The sequence below is a fragment of the Pseudoalteromonas sp. Of7M-16 genome (genome assembly GCF_022347805.1).
In the GTDB taxonomy this organism is placed as follows: domain Bacteria; phylum Pseudomonadota; class Gammaproteobacteria; order Enterobacterales; family Alteromonadaceae; genus Pseudoalteromonas; species Pseudoalteromonas luteoviolacea_F.
In genome coordinates, this window is the sequence record NZ_JAKRFY010000010.1 from 95331 (window position 1) to 110347 (window position 15017).

Annotated in this window: 13 protein-coding genes; 8 read left to right on the forward strand and 5 right to left on the reverse strand. The window is 46.2% G+C overall.

From position 1 onward, the window contains the following. Positions 1-2: 2 nt before the first annotated feature. The 8 genes from MHN81_RS12470 (at position 3) to MHN81_RS28255 (ending at position 9568) form a co-directional block, all read left to right on the forward strand. Positions 3-1910, forward strand: coding sequence for a choice-of-anchor tandem repeat GloVer-containing protein (locus tag MHN81_RS12470; RefSeq protein WP_239425844.1), 1908 nt, complete (start codon positions 3-5; stop codon positions 1908-1910). Positions 1911-2043: 133 nt separating this feature from the next. Further along, the gene (locus tag MHN81_RS12475; RefSeq protein ID WP_239425845.1) at positions 2044-2652 is read left to right on the forward strand and encodes a heme acquisition protein HasA; all 609 of its coding nucleotides are present in this window, start codon (positions 2044-2046) and stop codon (positions 2650-2652) included. Positions 2653-2706: 54 nt separating this feature from the next. After that, on the forward strand, positions 2707-4599 hold the full coding sequence (locus tag MHN81_RS12480) for a choice-of-anchor tandem repeat GloVer-containing protein (RefSeq protein ID WP_239425846.1): 1893 nt from the start codon (positions 2707-2709) through the stop codon (positions 4597-4599). Next, positions 4596-6302, forward strand: coding sequence for a type I secretion system permease/ATPase (locus tag MHN81_RS12485; protein ID WP_239425847.1), 1707 nt, complete (start codon positions 4596-4598; stop codon positions 6300-6302). The genes MHN81_RS12480 and MHN81_RS12485 overlap by 4 nt, the downstream gene beginning before the upstream one ends. 1 nt (position 6303) lies before the next feature. Then, on the forward strand, positions 6304-7587 hold the full coding sequence (locus tag MHN81_RS12490; RefSeq protein ID WP_239425848.1) for an HlyD family type I secretion periplasmic adaptor subunit: 1284 nt from the start codon (positions 6304-6306) through the stop codon (positions 7585-7587). Between the two features lie 96 nt (positions 7588-7683). Then, entirely contained in the window at positions 7684-8391 is a 708-nt protein-coding gene (exbB, locus tag MHN81_RS12495) for a tonB-system energizer ExbB (protein ID WP_239425849.1), read from the forward strand. Position 8392: 1 nt separating this feature from the next. After that, the gene (locus tag MHN81_RS12500; RefSeq protein ID WP_023398984.1) at positions 8393-8812 is read left to right on the forward strand and encodes a biopolymer transporter ExbD; all 420 of its coding nucleotides are present in this window, start codon (positions 8393-8395) and stop codon (positions 8810-8812) included. Further along, positions 8813-9568 (forward strand): energy transducer TonB, encoded by a 756-nt coding sequence (locus MHN81_RS28255; RefSeq protein ID WP_239425850.1) that lies wholly within the window; start codon positions 8813-8815, stop codon positions 9566-9568. It begins immediately after the preceding gene. Between the two features lie 225 nt (positions 9569-9793). On the opposite strand, the gene MHN81_RS12510 is transcribed toward MHN81_RS28255, so the two are convergent. The 5 genes from MHN81_RS12510 to MHN81_RS12530 form a co-directional block, all read right to left on the reverse strand. Continuing rightward, entirely contained in the window at positions 9794-9991 is a 198-nt protein-coding gene (locus MHN81_RS12510; protein WP_023398982.1) for a hypothetical protein, read from the reverse strand. Between the two features lie 523 nt (positions 9992-10514). Further along, a complete protein-coding gene (locus tag MHN81_RS12515) occupies positions 10515-11057 on the reverse strand; it encodes a cytochrome b/b6 domain-containing protein (protein WP_239425851.1) in 543 nt (180 codons plus the stop codon). A gap of 178 nt (positions 11058-11235) precedes the next feature. Then, positions 11236-12516, reverse strand: coding sequence for an FAD-dependent oxidoreductase (locus MHN81_RS12520; RefSeq protein ID WP_023398980.1), 1281 nt, complete (start codon positions 12514-12516; stop codon positions 11236-11238). Continuing rightward, complete coding sequence (gene fabD / locus MHN81_RS12525; RefSeq protein WP_023398979.1) at positions 12516-13379, reverse strand: ACP S-malonyltransferase; 864 nt, start codon at positions 13377-13379, stop codon at positions 12516-12518. Before fabD ends, MHN81_RS12520 begins: the two co-directional genes overlap by 1 nt. A gap of 514 nt (positions 13380-13893) precedes the next feature. Then, complete coding sequence (locus tag MHN81_RS12530; RefSeq protein ID WP_239425852.1) at positions 13894-14994, reverse strand: efflux RND transporter periplasmic adaptor subunit; 1101 nt, start codon at positions 14992-14994, stop codon at positions 13894-13896. Between the last annotated feature and the right edge of the window lie 23 nt (positions 14995-15017).

The window sequence follows — 15017 nt, forward strand, 5'->3', positions numbered from 1 at the left end:
ACATGCGAAAAGCTTTTAAGTTGGCACTTATCAGTAGCGCGTTAGTTAGCGCAAACTTGGCAAGCGCCGCTGAGATCAACCTGCAGCAATTACATGTGTTTGGCACACCACAAACCATCATGTTTGGTGGTGATAAGGGCATGTTGCCTGCAAAGCCGCCCGTACTACATCCGGTCAGCGGCAAGCTTGTCGGCACTTTTCTCTCTGGTGGCGGTAGCGATTTTGCCTCAATCAGACAGTCCGGTATTTATTATTTTACACCTCAGCTAACTGAAGGTGCGCTAACTGACTACAACACGCAAGCCAACTCTCTAAATACCGAGATCACAGCGTTTGGTACAAATGTTGTTATCGACGGTAAAGGCATGGCTTACGGTGGCGCTAAAACCAGCTTATTTAAGTGGAGCGAAGGCGAAGAAATGCAAGATGCACTGGCAGACCTTGATCTGTCAGGTATTAATGGCGGTAAATTTGAAATACATGGCTTACTCACGGTTGATTCACAAGACAACGTGTACTTCGCAGCCTCAGATCGCAGCGATGACTTTTATGCACTGCTAAGACTCAGCAGCACAGGTGAACTTGCTATGCTGGTCGATTTCAGCCGCGAAGAATATAAGCAAGCAGCTGGCGATCTATACGTTTTCACTAAAGGACAATCACCTGCTGCATTGGTTTTTAGTGCAGCTGACAATGCTATTTACGGCCTTGCGCATAAATCAGCAGATTCCGCAGGTGCCGGCAGTAATGACGGCTTAGAAGGTGATAACTTTGCCAGCGGTACTTTATTTAAAGTGGACTTAACCAATGTCGCAACAGATGGCAGCACAGATGTCACTGTACTCAAGAGCTTTGATGATGAGACTCACGGGCTGATTGACGATCATGTGCTGGCAACCAACGGACTCGTCGAACACGGTGACTGGCTTTACGGCACGTCACAAAAAACCATCTGGCGCATGCACAAAAGCAATGACAACGGATTCACTGTTTTACACACCTTTGCGACACAAGAAGATAGCCAAGATGGTGATAAACCAGCAGGTCCCCTCGTGTTAGCCGCCGATGGCAACATTTACGGCACAACTTCAAGCGGTGGCAGCGATGGCGAGTCCGGTACGCTCTACCGTATTAACCTAAGTGAAGATGCCACTGATGTAGACAGAGCAAAAGACACTTATGAAGTCGTGCTGCACTTTGCCGGCAAGGATTCAATCGCACCTATGGGCCTATCCGCTGGTACCTTGCTTGATGGTTCACAAACCATATATGGCGCAACAAACGGCAACAATACCACAGACTCAGGCGGTGTTTTTCAATTTTCTGTCACTCAACACGACCTCAGTTTTACCACTGAAACAGCGCAGCTCGAACTAGGTGAGAGTCTAGAGCTACACTGGCAATCCACAAATCTCAGTGGCTGTACTGCCAGCGGTGATTGGGCAGGTGAAAAGGATGCAACGGGTCAAGAAACCATTGAGCCAGAGTCGGAAGGTGACAAATCTTATGTGCTCACTTGTCTGGATACAGATCAAAAGGCCTTTGTTCGCACACTTGAACTGGTAGTCAATCCAGAGCTGGAACCGGAACCAGAGCCAGAGCCGGAACCAGAGCCAGAGCCAGAGCCGGAGCCAGAGCCAGAGCCGGAGCCGGAGCCAGAACCTGAGCCAGAGCCAGAGCCAGAGCCAGAACCAGAGCCGGAGCCGGAGCCAGAGCCAGAACCTGAGCCGGAGCCAGAACCTGAGCCGGAGCCAGAACCTGAGCCGGAGCCAGAACCTGAGCCAACACCTGATGCGAGTGAAACGCCTACACCGGAGCCTCAGGAAGACAAAGGCAGCAGTGGTGCATTTGGTGGGTTAATGCTGATTTTGGGCTTGGTAATGGGCAGACGATTCCGCAAAGCCAAATAAGCAAAACGAATTTGAATTGCAAGGGCGTACCCTTGCCAATAACAACGGACATATCGGATTGGCGCGCAGCCGATATGTCTCAACACGACCGTTAGGTCAATATTATAAAACAATTAACTATTAAGGATTTATCATGTCTATACAAGTAACTTACAGCGTTAGCTACGACTTCCCTAGCCTAAACGACTTCTTCACTGATGCATCTCGTTTTTTCACTAACACTGACTACAACGAAAACATTGGTAGCTTTGCTGGTGCTGAGAATCCAAACCCAACTGTAGACCTTGGCTTTTGGGGTCTGTTCGGTACTTTCTCTGGTACACAGTATGCGCAAGAAGGCCAAGTTGGTGCTGAAAGTCTAGGATTTATCATTCAAGCTGCTGATGGTTCTTACATTGACTACACATTCTTCGCAGGTCCTTCACACACTATGTACGGTGAAATCGCGTCTATCTCATTCGGCCGCGGACTAACTCAAGATGCAAACGGTGAATACAGCTTCACTGAAGAGCTAGTGAGCTTCGACGGTCTGGACACTGTTGGTCTAAACGCAGGCTTTGATGCAAATGGCGGCGTAATTGGCCGTAACGCTGGTGACAATACGACACACAACATCGTTGATGGCATGAAAGACTCAGACTTCAGCTACTTGATGAATGTACTATCTACAAATGGTGTTGATTTAGGCCCAACAGGCACTGTGGGTGTATCTGCCGCAGTTGACTTCGACCTAGTCGCTTAACCCTAGAGCACTGCAGCTAAGCTGCAGTGCTATCTGTCTTTTATTGAGCCAACTATGAAAAAACTCTGTATCTTTTTGTTATCACTACCTTTCTCTAGTCTTGCAACCACTGCAATTGATCATGTCAGCGTTAATTACCTCACGTCCCTTCACTATACAGGGCCTGAAGGTTGGCCGAGTGCGGGAAAACCATTTGCACCGCCCATTTATAACGCAGAACGAGATCAATTGATTGGCCTCTCATTAATGGGACGTACCGGCAACGATGTCGTGGCACCAAGTATGTGGGGACTAACACCGGTTGAAGGTCATTATTTTGCATTGGCAAAAGATGTAAATGGATTGGTCGGGTTTGTACAGCATCCAGAATTAGATCGACTGTACAGTATTGACAGCAAAGGCAATGTTTTCTTCGTGCACTCAGATGGCAGCAATAAAACCATTCTATTTAACAATGAAAATAAAACGCTCTTCCCGCAACCTAATGTCAATCCCATATTTGACAACCAAAGTCGCCTGCTGTTTATCGATACAGATCACAAAACCTATTCTAGGTTAATGCGGCTAGAACACGACAATAGCTTGTTGGAACTATATCGCTTTAACAATAGTCCGCATAGTGACTTTACTGCTGCCGGCGGTATGTTACTCAGTGGCAACACACTTTACGGCTACATTGGTTACCCAAGAGGCATACCATTTTTAGATACTCTATCCATTGACGACGATTTTCCCGTCGGTGCGCTCTATGCTATCGAGCTCAGTGAAAATCCGGTGGACGCTATTACCATACTGCACGAATTTACTTTACAGCAAGGTGAAATTCCGTGGGATACAAACGCCACTGAAGGTCGCATCGCTACTTATTTAGTGGAAGATGAACAAGGCTATTTATATGGTTCAACCTCTGTTGGAAGCTGTAAAACGAAAGGCATCATTACATACAGTGGCAAAGAGACTGCATTTGCCAATGGTCTCTGTGGTGGTGACTACCTATTTTATAGCGCGATTGGTGACCGTGAGCGCTTGATCCATACAGACTACCCTCATTACGATGGCAGCAACCCTCATGGCTCGGTATTTAGACTCAAAAAAGATGGCTCGGAATTTACCTTACTGCATACCTTTAGCGGCGAAGATGGCAGTCAACCTCGTGGCCCGATGGTGATAACAGAGAGCGGCTATTTGTACGGTACGACGATGGGTGGCGGCGTACATAAAAGCGACTTAATCTCCGTGAGAGAGGGTGGAAAATACCCCGAACAAGCACTCAATATGACAAGTGATGGGACTATTTACCGTATTAATTTAGCAGATATCAAGTTCAAAGATGGCAAGCTCATTGAGAGTGGCTTTGAGCACGTGCACTCCTTTAAAGGCGGACCTGGTGAAGACGTAGATGGCAAAACCCCCACAGGCTTAATGCTGGCAGAAAATGGGCGGCTCTATGGTACAACCATAAATGGTGGTCGTGGCTATACTAACCAAGCGGGTTGGGTGTATGAAAATGACATTTTGGGCACTGTGTATGAAGTCGATCTCAGTGGTATGAAGCCCACAGGTTCAGTCTCTATCAGCATCACTCCCGGCACTTTAAAGCTTGGCGAAGAAGCCGAAGTGACCTGGAGTAGCAGCAATGCGACAAACTGTATTGCCACAGGCGGTGTCGCGAGCGGCGACTGGGTGCCTGATGGGGATATTGCACCACAAGGCAGTATCAAAATATCTCCTGATTCCGGCGTGTACTCCTTTTCCATCAATTGTCGAGATGCTGACGTCGGCGCTCGAATTGGTGCGCTCACTACGCTCTACGTAAATGCAGAGGCCAAAGTCAAAGAAAGTGAAACCGTTCACTACGGTAATGGCGGTGCCCTAAGTTGGGGCTGGTTGGCACTATTGGGCGCTTGGCGGATTGCGCGCGCTCGACGTCAAGGGGATAACTCATGATCCCCCAAGCTCAGACAAGTGAAGCATTAAAAGCCGCACTGAGTAAGCAAAAGCGTAGCTTACTGCATGTCGCAGGCTTCAGTGCTGTCATAAACTTATTAATGCTCATTCCCGCAATTTACATGCTACAAGTTTACGACCGGGTATTGAGCTCAGCCAATTTAGACACCTTATTGATGATATCCATGATGGTGGCAGGTTTCTTTTTATTAATGGGCGCACTGGAGTGGGTACGTAGCCGAGTATTAATTGGTGTCAGTGAAAGTTTTGATAACGATTTACACGGCAAGGTTTTTGAAGCCGTATATCAACATCAGCTCAAATTAGGCAATGCCAATCCGGGCCAACTTATCAACGACCTCAACCAAGTCCGTCAATTCATGACAGGTACAGGCATTTTTGCCTTTTTCGATGCACCGTGGGCGCCAGTCTTTCTGCTGTTGTTGTTTTTCTTTCACCCCTTACTCGGCACCATTGCGCTGGTCGGCACCTTGCTATTATTCGCATTAGCACTACTCAATGAAGTCTGGGCTAAAAAACCCTTACAGGCGTCTTCTTTGGCAACCGCTAATGCCACGCGACTGGCCAGCGGTATCATCAATAATGCAGAAGTTGCGTATGCCATGGGCATGCAAGGCAATTTGCAGGCGCGATGGCAAACTCAGCACCAAGCAGGTATCAGCCACCAAAGTGAAGCCAGCAACTTAAGCTCAGTACTCACAGCCACCAGCAAAGTTTTGCGCCTCGCGTTGCAATCAGTTGTTTTAGGCGCCGGTGCTTGGTTGGCAGTAGATGGCCAAATCACCGCCGGCATGATGATCGCCGGCTCTATCATGGCTGGTCGCTTATTATCTCCAGTTGAGCAGCTCGTAGGGGCATTTAAGCAATGGCAGAGTGTGAAGCTGTCTCGCCAACGTCTAGATGCGCTATTACACCAATACCCAGCTCCAGAAGTCGGACTCGCTCTGCCAGCCCCAAGTGGCAAATTAAGCGTAGAAAATGCCACCTTGATCCCACCAATGGCTCAAACTCCTGTGCTTAGCAATGTAAGTTTTGAGCTAGAGCCCGGTGAGGTGCTCGCCATACTGGGCCCTTCGGGTGCCGGAAAGTCATCCATTGCACGATTGATCACCGGGATCTGGGCTCCGCGCATGGGCAAGGTGCGTCTAGACGGCGCTGACATTTTTCAATGGGATACACAAAATTTAGGCCCTCACTTGGGTTATTTACCTCAAGATGTCGGCTTGTTTGCAGGTAGTATCAGCGAGAACATTGCCCGCTTTGGTGATATAAACGACGAGGCTGTCATCGATGCTGCACGGTTGGCAGGCGTACATGAGATGATCCTCAAATTACCCAATGGCTACAACACAATTTTAGGTGAAGGCGGCATGGGTCTATCTGGCGGTGAAAAACAGCGTATAGGTTTGGCAAGGGCGCTGTACGGCAACCCCAAACTGGTGATCCTAGATGAGGCTAACTCGAACTTGGACGATGCTGGCGAAGCAGCACTGGCAAACACCATCAAAACACTCAAGCAGTCCGGTTGCAGTGTTATTTTCATTACTCATAGAGCCAATATTTTAGGCCTGAGTGACAAGATATTGTTGCTCAATAAAGGCAATGTGCAGGCCTTTGGGCCCAAACATCAGGTACTAGGTGCAATGCAAAAAGCCCAGCAAGGCCACAGAGGAGCAGCGTAACATGAAGGCAAATCAAGAAATCGCCGGCAGTCAACATATCCGTCTTGGCTGGATCACTATCGCCTTCAGTTTGGGCATGTTTTTAGTCTGGGGTGCATTTGCACCGCTGGATAAAGGCGTGGTTGTCGAAGGTCAAGTGGTTGTTGCAGGGCATAAAAAACAAATTCAGGCACCACAAAATGGGGTTATTGCGGACTTATTAGTGCAAAATGGACAGTGGGTAGAGCAAGGAGACCCTTTGCTGATCTTGGATAATAAAATTGCGAAAAGTCAGCTAGCGGCTGCCACAACCCAATATTATATGGCACTGGCAGAGAAAGAACGCCTGAACGCTGAATTGGCAGATGCAGCTCAGCTCCAATACTCTACGGCATTGACCAAGGTGAATTTACCCCAAGCACACCAGGCCATGGTGCTCAATCAACAAGTATTCGAGCAACGCCGTGGAGCTTTACACACACAACTAAAATTACTGCAAGACAACAAACACACCACACAATCTCGCATCTCTGGCTTAGAACATGTTGTAGCCAGCCACAATCAAAGAGCGAGCGTCTATGACAACTGGGTAGCGGACACCCAAGCGTTGGTTAAAAAAGGCTTTCAATCGCAAGAGCAGCTTTACCAATTGAAAGCACAGGCCGCTGAGATCCGGGCTGACTCTGCAAATGCCAGATCAGAGCTATTGTCACAACGTGCCCGCCTACTAGAGCTAGATACTCAGCTACAGCAAACTCGCAAAAGCTACCGCCAAGAGGTAAGTCAACAAAGGGCAAAGAATCAATCCAATATCAGTGAGTTTCAACAACAAATGATCACTGCACAATTTAGTCTAGAGCACAGTGAAATTCGCGCCCCTGTAGCGGGCCAAGTGGTTGGGTTGGATGCCTTTGGTGACGTCGTGTCTCAATCTCAGCTGCTGATGGAAATTGTACCCAAAGGGCAACAACTGATCGTCAATGCAAAGATCCCGAGCAATCTGATTGACAGTGTCGCCCTTGGTCAAGATGTCGACTTGCTATTTAGCGCATTTAATACCAGCACCACACCAAAAGTGCGCGGTCAGGTTGAGCGTTTGGCACAAGATACAGTGAACGACGAACGCACCGGACAGCCCTACTATCAAGTAGCTATCCGAGTCAGTGAAGATGCGCTTGCTGAAAACTTGGTGTTACAAGCAGGGATGCCAGTGCAAGCCTTTGTCAAAAATGGCGAGCGTTCAATGTTAAGTTATCTGCTCAAACCATTAACTGACCGCATTCCAAATGCGATGGCTGATACATAAAGTAAAAAAATTTAAAAACTAATTACGCTTTTTTAAATCTCACGCGTTCTTTAAACATAAGGGTTTGTTTTTAGATAAAGCAGGATTGAACAAAAGATGAAAAAAACCACTGCCTGTGTTGCACTATTGCTCACATTTGAGGCCTCGGCCGCTGGCGGCTCCCTCACCGCTTACGGTATGTTTATGCAAGCAGATTGGGTGGTCAAAAGCGTCATGTTAATGTTGGTCGCTGCATCAGTGGCTTGCTGGGGGATCTTTATCGCCAAGCAAAAGCAAATTGCAGCTGCACGCAGCCGGCTCAGCGAGTTGCTAGCAAACAGCCGCAGCAAAAATAACCTAGAACAACTGCGTACTCCGAGTGTTTTAGAAGCACAGTTAGTCACTGAAGTGCTCATTGAATTAGACTGGGGCGCAAAAAATAATGCCACAGCTGAAGGAATTAAGGAAAGATCCCTACAGCGAATGAAGAGCCGTGTCGACGAGTTCACGGATGGTTTGACTCAAGGCACAGGTTCGCTGGCTTCCATTGGTTCAACAGCCCCCTTTATCGGTTTGTTCGGTACGGTGTGGGGTATAATGAACAGCTTCATTGGTATTGCCACCACCAACACCACCAACTTGGCCGTCGTCGCCCCAGGTATTGCCGAAGCCTTATTGGCCACCGCGGCTGGCTTAGTCGCTGCAATACCCGCGGTATTGATGTACAACCATTTTACCCGAAATATTGCGCTTTATCGCAAACAGCTTAATGCCTTATCAAGCCAGTTGCTCGTGCTCGCTGGCCGCCAGCTTGAGCAGCAATAACATGGCGATGATGAATGACGGCGAACAAGATGAGTTCGCACTCAATAATGAAATCAACATGACACCATTTATCGATGTCATGTTGGTATTGCTGATTATTTTCATGGTTGCGGCACCTTTATCAACGGTGTCAGTGCCCCTTGAATTACCCGGTGCGAATGCAGAGCACCAAGCTCTAGACCAAAAACAACTGATTTTATCTTTAGATAAAGAGCGACAACTTTTTTTAGGTGACAAAGCCATTGCCGAGACAGAGCTCGCTCATGTCCTCAATGACGCCAGTGGCAATAACCTTGAACAAATCATATTTATCCGTGCTGATCAGCAAGTTAATTATGGGGCGCTGATGTCATTACTGAATACGCTCAGAGACATAGGTTATCTCAATGTATCGCTGGTCGGCGAAGAGGACCTGAATTAAGTGCTTTCTCGCCGTGATTGGTCGCTCGCATTTATCTGGGCCCTCGTTTTACACCTTGCTGTACTTGGGGTTGCGCTTTGGAGTTGGCAACCTGCTGCGCCGCTTCCCCCAACTCCATCTACAGCCCCCTTTGTAGTCAAGCTAGCACCTTTAGCCAAGACGCATAGTCAATCACAAGAGCTTCATAGCTCACAGGCTCAATCGGCCAGCGCACCACCTCCTGCAAAGGTTAAAGCAATTACCCCCAGTGATATCGGGTTAGTGCATGAAGGAAAAATTGCCGCAGCAAAGAAGCTTGCGCAAACCACACCACCTGAGCCCAAACCAACACTTCAACCAGAACCAGAGTTGATTGCAACACAATCCGCACAACAGCAAAGCAGCGCAAGTCAAGCCAAAGCTATCCAAGCAGAGGCATTAGCCACGCAAAATCAGGCCCAGCACCAAGGCCAAGATGAGATACTTACTTTGCAAATGACACAAAACTGGCAAGCCGAGTTAATCGCCCATCTAGCAAAGAAAAAACGCTACCCAAAAATGGCGAGAAAACGCCGTCAAGAAGCCACCGTGATGGTGCGTTTTACAATAGATGCACAAGGCCAAGCACTCGATATCGAAGTGGTTCAAGCCTCTCGCTATCCGCTGCTCAACAAAGAAGCAAAAAGCGTTGTTAAACGCGCTCAACCCCTGCCGCTGCCACCCGAAAAAATGGTTAATAATAAAGTACTGGTGCCTGTACGCTTTTATTTGCTCTAACCGCGTGCAACCTTTAAAGACGCCGGCTTGGTGTCGATAGAATTAGATTTAGCAGCAAAAAAATCGCACCAGCTCAGAACGCGTTCTTCAGCAAGTAAACACTGCAAGCAACGATGCATTTGTCATTGAGGTCATTTTGGCGCATTAGGGGCATTAAATAGCAACATCAGCCTTAAATTACAAAGTGCAGTTGCTATCATATAACAACTGCACACCTAGACTTGATTAACAATCTCTCATTGAAAAATCGCGACAAGTCCACAGGCCACCGGTACATAGCCTAGTGCCATCGCACTCGTCTCTGGTGTCACAAAATGCTGAATTTGGGCCACCACCAGCAACACGCGGTGTCGCTTCGATACCGACTGATTTACCATTGAGAGACATACTTTTTAGGTGACGTTTGTTTAGTTTAAGCTTCATAAGGGTTCCTTTTATGTTTTTTTGAACTTTGACCAATTCTTAATCACACTACTTTGTATACAATATACTGTCAATAATTTTAATTCTGATACTATACAATGAAGTTTCAGTGCTTTTTGGCGATGAAAATTGACTATGAATAACGTCTACGGAGGAGGGGTTCACAATGGCAATCGCCTTTACGTTGGCGAATATAAGCAGCTGATGTAGCTAAACCGCCAAGTTCTATAACTAGGTATCGCCGCAAATTTTCCCAGCAAACTAACGCGCATTGGTCGGAAGCGCTACAACAGTACCGCACATGCTTGATTATAAAATAAGCATATTAATCATTACCTTAAAATTGGCGATGGTGTCAGTTGAAAGTGCCAGTGAGAATCGGCTCATTTTGGACGAATAGACTGAAGTGGGTGGGCACGAGCCAATTTAAAACTGGACCCCACCCCCCAATATCAAATGGGCTCTCGCACCATTAAAGTGTCCAACATCAAGGCTTTAGCACCTTAAACTTTATCAATACTGGTTACCACATTCGCTGCAAAATGCGATTGCCTGAATATTGATGTTTTACCAAAGCACCTAAATGCATGATGATAAATGCGAACAATATATAGCTGCTGTATTTATGAATCGTAAAATAAAAGAGCAACCAAGTCTTATCCGTTACAATGGGTTCCATACTCCACAAACCAAACATACCGAATGGCCTATCCATCATCAACACTCCCGAAACAAGCAGTATTGCTATCAGGTTGTACATACAAATATGGGCAAGGTGCGCCACTTTGACTTGCGCAGTTGGTAATGTTTCACTGTAGCTCGGCTTTTTGGTGCGTACCGCATGCGCCACTCGCCAAATAAAAAACGGGATATATAACATTGTCAAAGACACGTTAAAGTCTGCAACTACCTGCTTTACGTCTTGTAAAAAGGTTGTTTGAGACTGAGCCGTTGAAGGTATAAAACTCACAAGTATACCCGACAGCATGGCCCATATAATTACCACCGCTGACACCCAGTGCAGTGCTCTGGCTGTGCGATCAAACTTTAAAACTGTAGATTCCATAGTCACATCTGAGTAAAAGTAAAAAAGGTCAGCCTTTTAGATTTAAAGTTAATGGATCATCTAAACTTTCCCTTAAATTAAAGGCGCATGATGACACCTCAACCCTGACTGAAGTGGTCTGTGATTAAGGTGCCCGGTGTGATTAAATCACTCTACTCGAAAAGAGCTGGCTGATTTGTCAGGCCTGAGTAAAGTTGTTCACCGCTTTTTTAGCTGCTGATAGACAGGAACCCATATTGTGTCCCTCCAAGTAGTCACCGGCAATTTCTAAGCCTTCAATGCTCTTCACATAATCGCAGATGATTTTTTTCGCTTGAGAGTGATTAGCACCATAAGCGCATAACCCGCCCATATGCCTTTTCACGTGGTAGCGAACTCTTGGAGATTTAATTGGAAGAATGGACGAGAATTCAGATTCAGCCAATTTGACTAACTCTTCATCAGAGAGCTTTAATGCCTCGCGCCCTTTTTTACCGGCAATTGTAAAGCGAACTGAATTAAGTTTATATGATCGGTTTGCTGAACAGTGACCGATATGGAAGCTATCGTCAAACATAATAGACTGACAGTCTTCAGTAAATATGTCAGATTCATACTCAGCGTTGATCAAGGCAACGGGGAAATACCTGACCAGCTTTATCGCTTCTTTTACATGCTCAGGTAAGTCAATGACGTTTGGCAATAAATGCAGTGGTAGAGTCACTAACACCTTGCTCGCATCAACGCGCTGCTCACCCTCTTGGTTTTCCACCATGAGCCCGGCCACCTTATTGTCCTCAATTAGGACTTTATTGACGCGTGTATTTAATTGCACATCGTGATTGGCCGCTAGCGTTTCAAAAAACTCCCCAATCGTATTGCTAAAGGTGCGTAAAGAGCCCACACCAAATGGCATGATATGAAGCAAATTAGAATAATAGGTTTCTTCTGGTTCGGCACCACCCATAATAATCGAAAACATGCGCAAAGGTCCTTTGCAAAGTTTCTCATGGAAGTGCTCAGTGATCGGTGCGTGATCGTACTCTTTTTCAACTTCAAGCAGCTTGCCTTCATCGAAATTGAGTTGGTGTTTGTGTTTTAACTTGTAGTTAATCATACGCTTGAACTGCAAGCTTCCCGTGATGCCGATGTCTTTCATCATGGTCACAACTTCGGCAAAGCCCATCGTTTTGCGAAATGTCTTGAGCTCGCCATTCATGATGATATTAAAGGCATGATGCTGCTTGTCGAGCTCATTCATCTTTAGATCATTGGCAATTTCAAAAAAATGCGTCCAGGATTCAGCAAAGTTTTTTCCGCCAGTCTCAAAATAGCCATCTTCAAGCTTTTCATATCCAGCGCGCCCGCCGGGCTGCCCTTCTGATTCATAAACCGTTGAAGAAAAGCCACTCTTCTTTAAAAAATGTGCACTACCTAGTCCAGAAATACCGGCGCCAATAATATGTATATCTTTATCCATTATGCTACTTCCTTATTATTCTCGTTATTTGATATGGATGAAATTAGTTTGCTCAACACATCTCCTGGACCCACTTCCTCAAAGTCACATTGGCCAGTTGCATTGATATTACGTATAGAGTCTACCCAGTGGACCGGGCTGCTTAATTGCTTGGTTAGATTTTCAGCAATGGAATCTGCTTGGTAAGGTTTGGCCGTTACATTTGAAATAACGGGCACCGAGAGGGAACCAAAATTAAATTGCTGCAAATAATGGCCGAAAGCTGCTTCGATAGTTTTCATGTATCTAGAGTGAAAAGCGGCACTCACTGGCAACTTAATAAATTTGGCGCCACGCGCTTCAAATGCACTTTTTGCAAATTCAATATCATGCAATAAGCCCGAAATGATTGTTTGCACAGGAGCATTGTAGTTAGCGACATCAATATTATGTAGAGAATGTGTTTTTAATACATCGTGGACTTGTATCGCATCCAGGCCAATGACTGCGGCCATCACCCCATTCTTCGCCGTGCTCATCAATTCGCCACGTTTTTTTACCAGTTGTAATCCTGTTTCAAAGCTAAATGCGCCTGCAGCAAACAATGCGGTATATTCGCCCAAACTGTGTCCAGCATAGAAATCTACTTTTTCATTCAGTTCCTGCTTTCTCTTTAGATAGTACAAAGCATTCACCACATAAAGAGCAGGCTGAGTGTACTGTGTTTTGGACAAAACGTTATTTGGATCGACTAAACACAACTCTTTGATTGAATATCCTAAAATGTCATCTGCAACACGCACATAATCGACAAATTCATCAAACAGTTCCCCTCCCATCCCAACTTCTTGGGATCCCTGTCCAGGGAAAACCAACGCTTTCATAATATCCACCTTTTATAATTATATTTTTGTTATATTTTTTGAAAATAACTCCACTTAAAATTCGCTCGACGTCGCACAATGTCTCAGTCATCTCACGCGAAAATAAGTAGTTCCTCATTCCCAGTTACTTTGCATTCAAAAAATAAAAATCCTTGGATGTTTTAATTTATTACTTAATTTTCGAGTCCTTCGATGAACCCTGTTTTTGCGAGTTCACCTCTAGGTGCATCATCACTGATGACCTAGCATAATTTCTTAACGGTCAGCATAAGCTTGACTGGCGCTGCGTTACCAACTTTTACTATTGCGGCATCACTTCCTCATTCACCAATGCGCCTTTACTTTGTCAAACTGTTTCAATACTGACTCTGCTGGTATGCTTTCCTCTACTTAGTTTTAACTACGACATTTGCCGCACAGCTGTATGTTTTGCTCGCCTTATTACGCATAGTTAGCTTGTATATACAGGCCCAAAAAGCGCTAAAGAGGCACTTCGAGGTGCCTCTTTGAGACATCAAAGAAGCGGTCGCACCAATTGTCCTGGGCGAACACGTTCCGCTCCACGAACAATGACGGTATCGCCATCACTAATATTGCCTTCAACCACAATATAGTCGTCGGTACTGGTGCCCAGATTCACTGGCACTCGAAGTGCTTTTCCTTGAGCATCTACGGTGTAAACAAAAATTTGATTTTGTCGCAATACCAGTGCATCTCGCGGCACAGTGACTTGCTTTTCAGCTGCGCCACTTGGCAACTGGACTTTAACCGCTTCGCCAATCACCCAATCAGGTGAATCAGGTTTGATCCGTACTTCCAGCATACGTGAGCGTGTGTTGCCAACAGGGATCACGCGTTCTATCACACCCAATTTAGGCGCTGACATAGCTTGTGCCTGAGCGGGTTGCAACTGAACACGTGCCCCTAAAGTTAAGTTGTCGTACAAGTGGATCGGCGCACGCAGCGTAATTTCCTTTTCATCGACATTCACAAAGCGCAATAAAGCTTGGCCTTCGGAAAGATATTCACCGAGCTGAGCCAAACGCTCGACAACCACACCATCAAATGGCGCCACGATCCGAGACTGCTCAACTAAGTATCGAGTGCGCTCGACTTGGATCTCTGCAGCCGCTAAGTCTTGGCGGCTCATGTCTCGCTCCATTTCCAATCTATCTAGCTCTGACTGTGAAGTACTATTTTGCTCTGCTAGCTTTTTCTCTCGTGTAATTTGACGCGACAAATAGCTCAGATGGGCTTTGAGCCGCTCAACAGTCGTTAGATTATCTCGCAGACGCAGTCGCAACAGGCGGTCATTGAGTGTTGCCAATACATCACCTTTTTTAACGCGCTGCCCGACCTCAGCAATATTGAGCAAATGCCCAGCAACTTCAGTGGCTATCCTTGAATCGACTAAGCTGATTAAATCACCTGACAGCCATGTAGCTGGCGCAACTTCTTGCAACTTTGCGGTTGCCACATCTACAGCAACCCCTTTAGGCTTAGCTTTCGCGTTATCATTTGCTAGCACTGACGTCGTCGATAACATCATCAATAACACCAGCCCGCAGCTCAGTGCCTGTTGCCCAAAAATTTTATGTTTAAAAATCTTCTGCATTACTTACTTACCTAATTTGAATC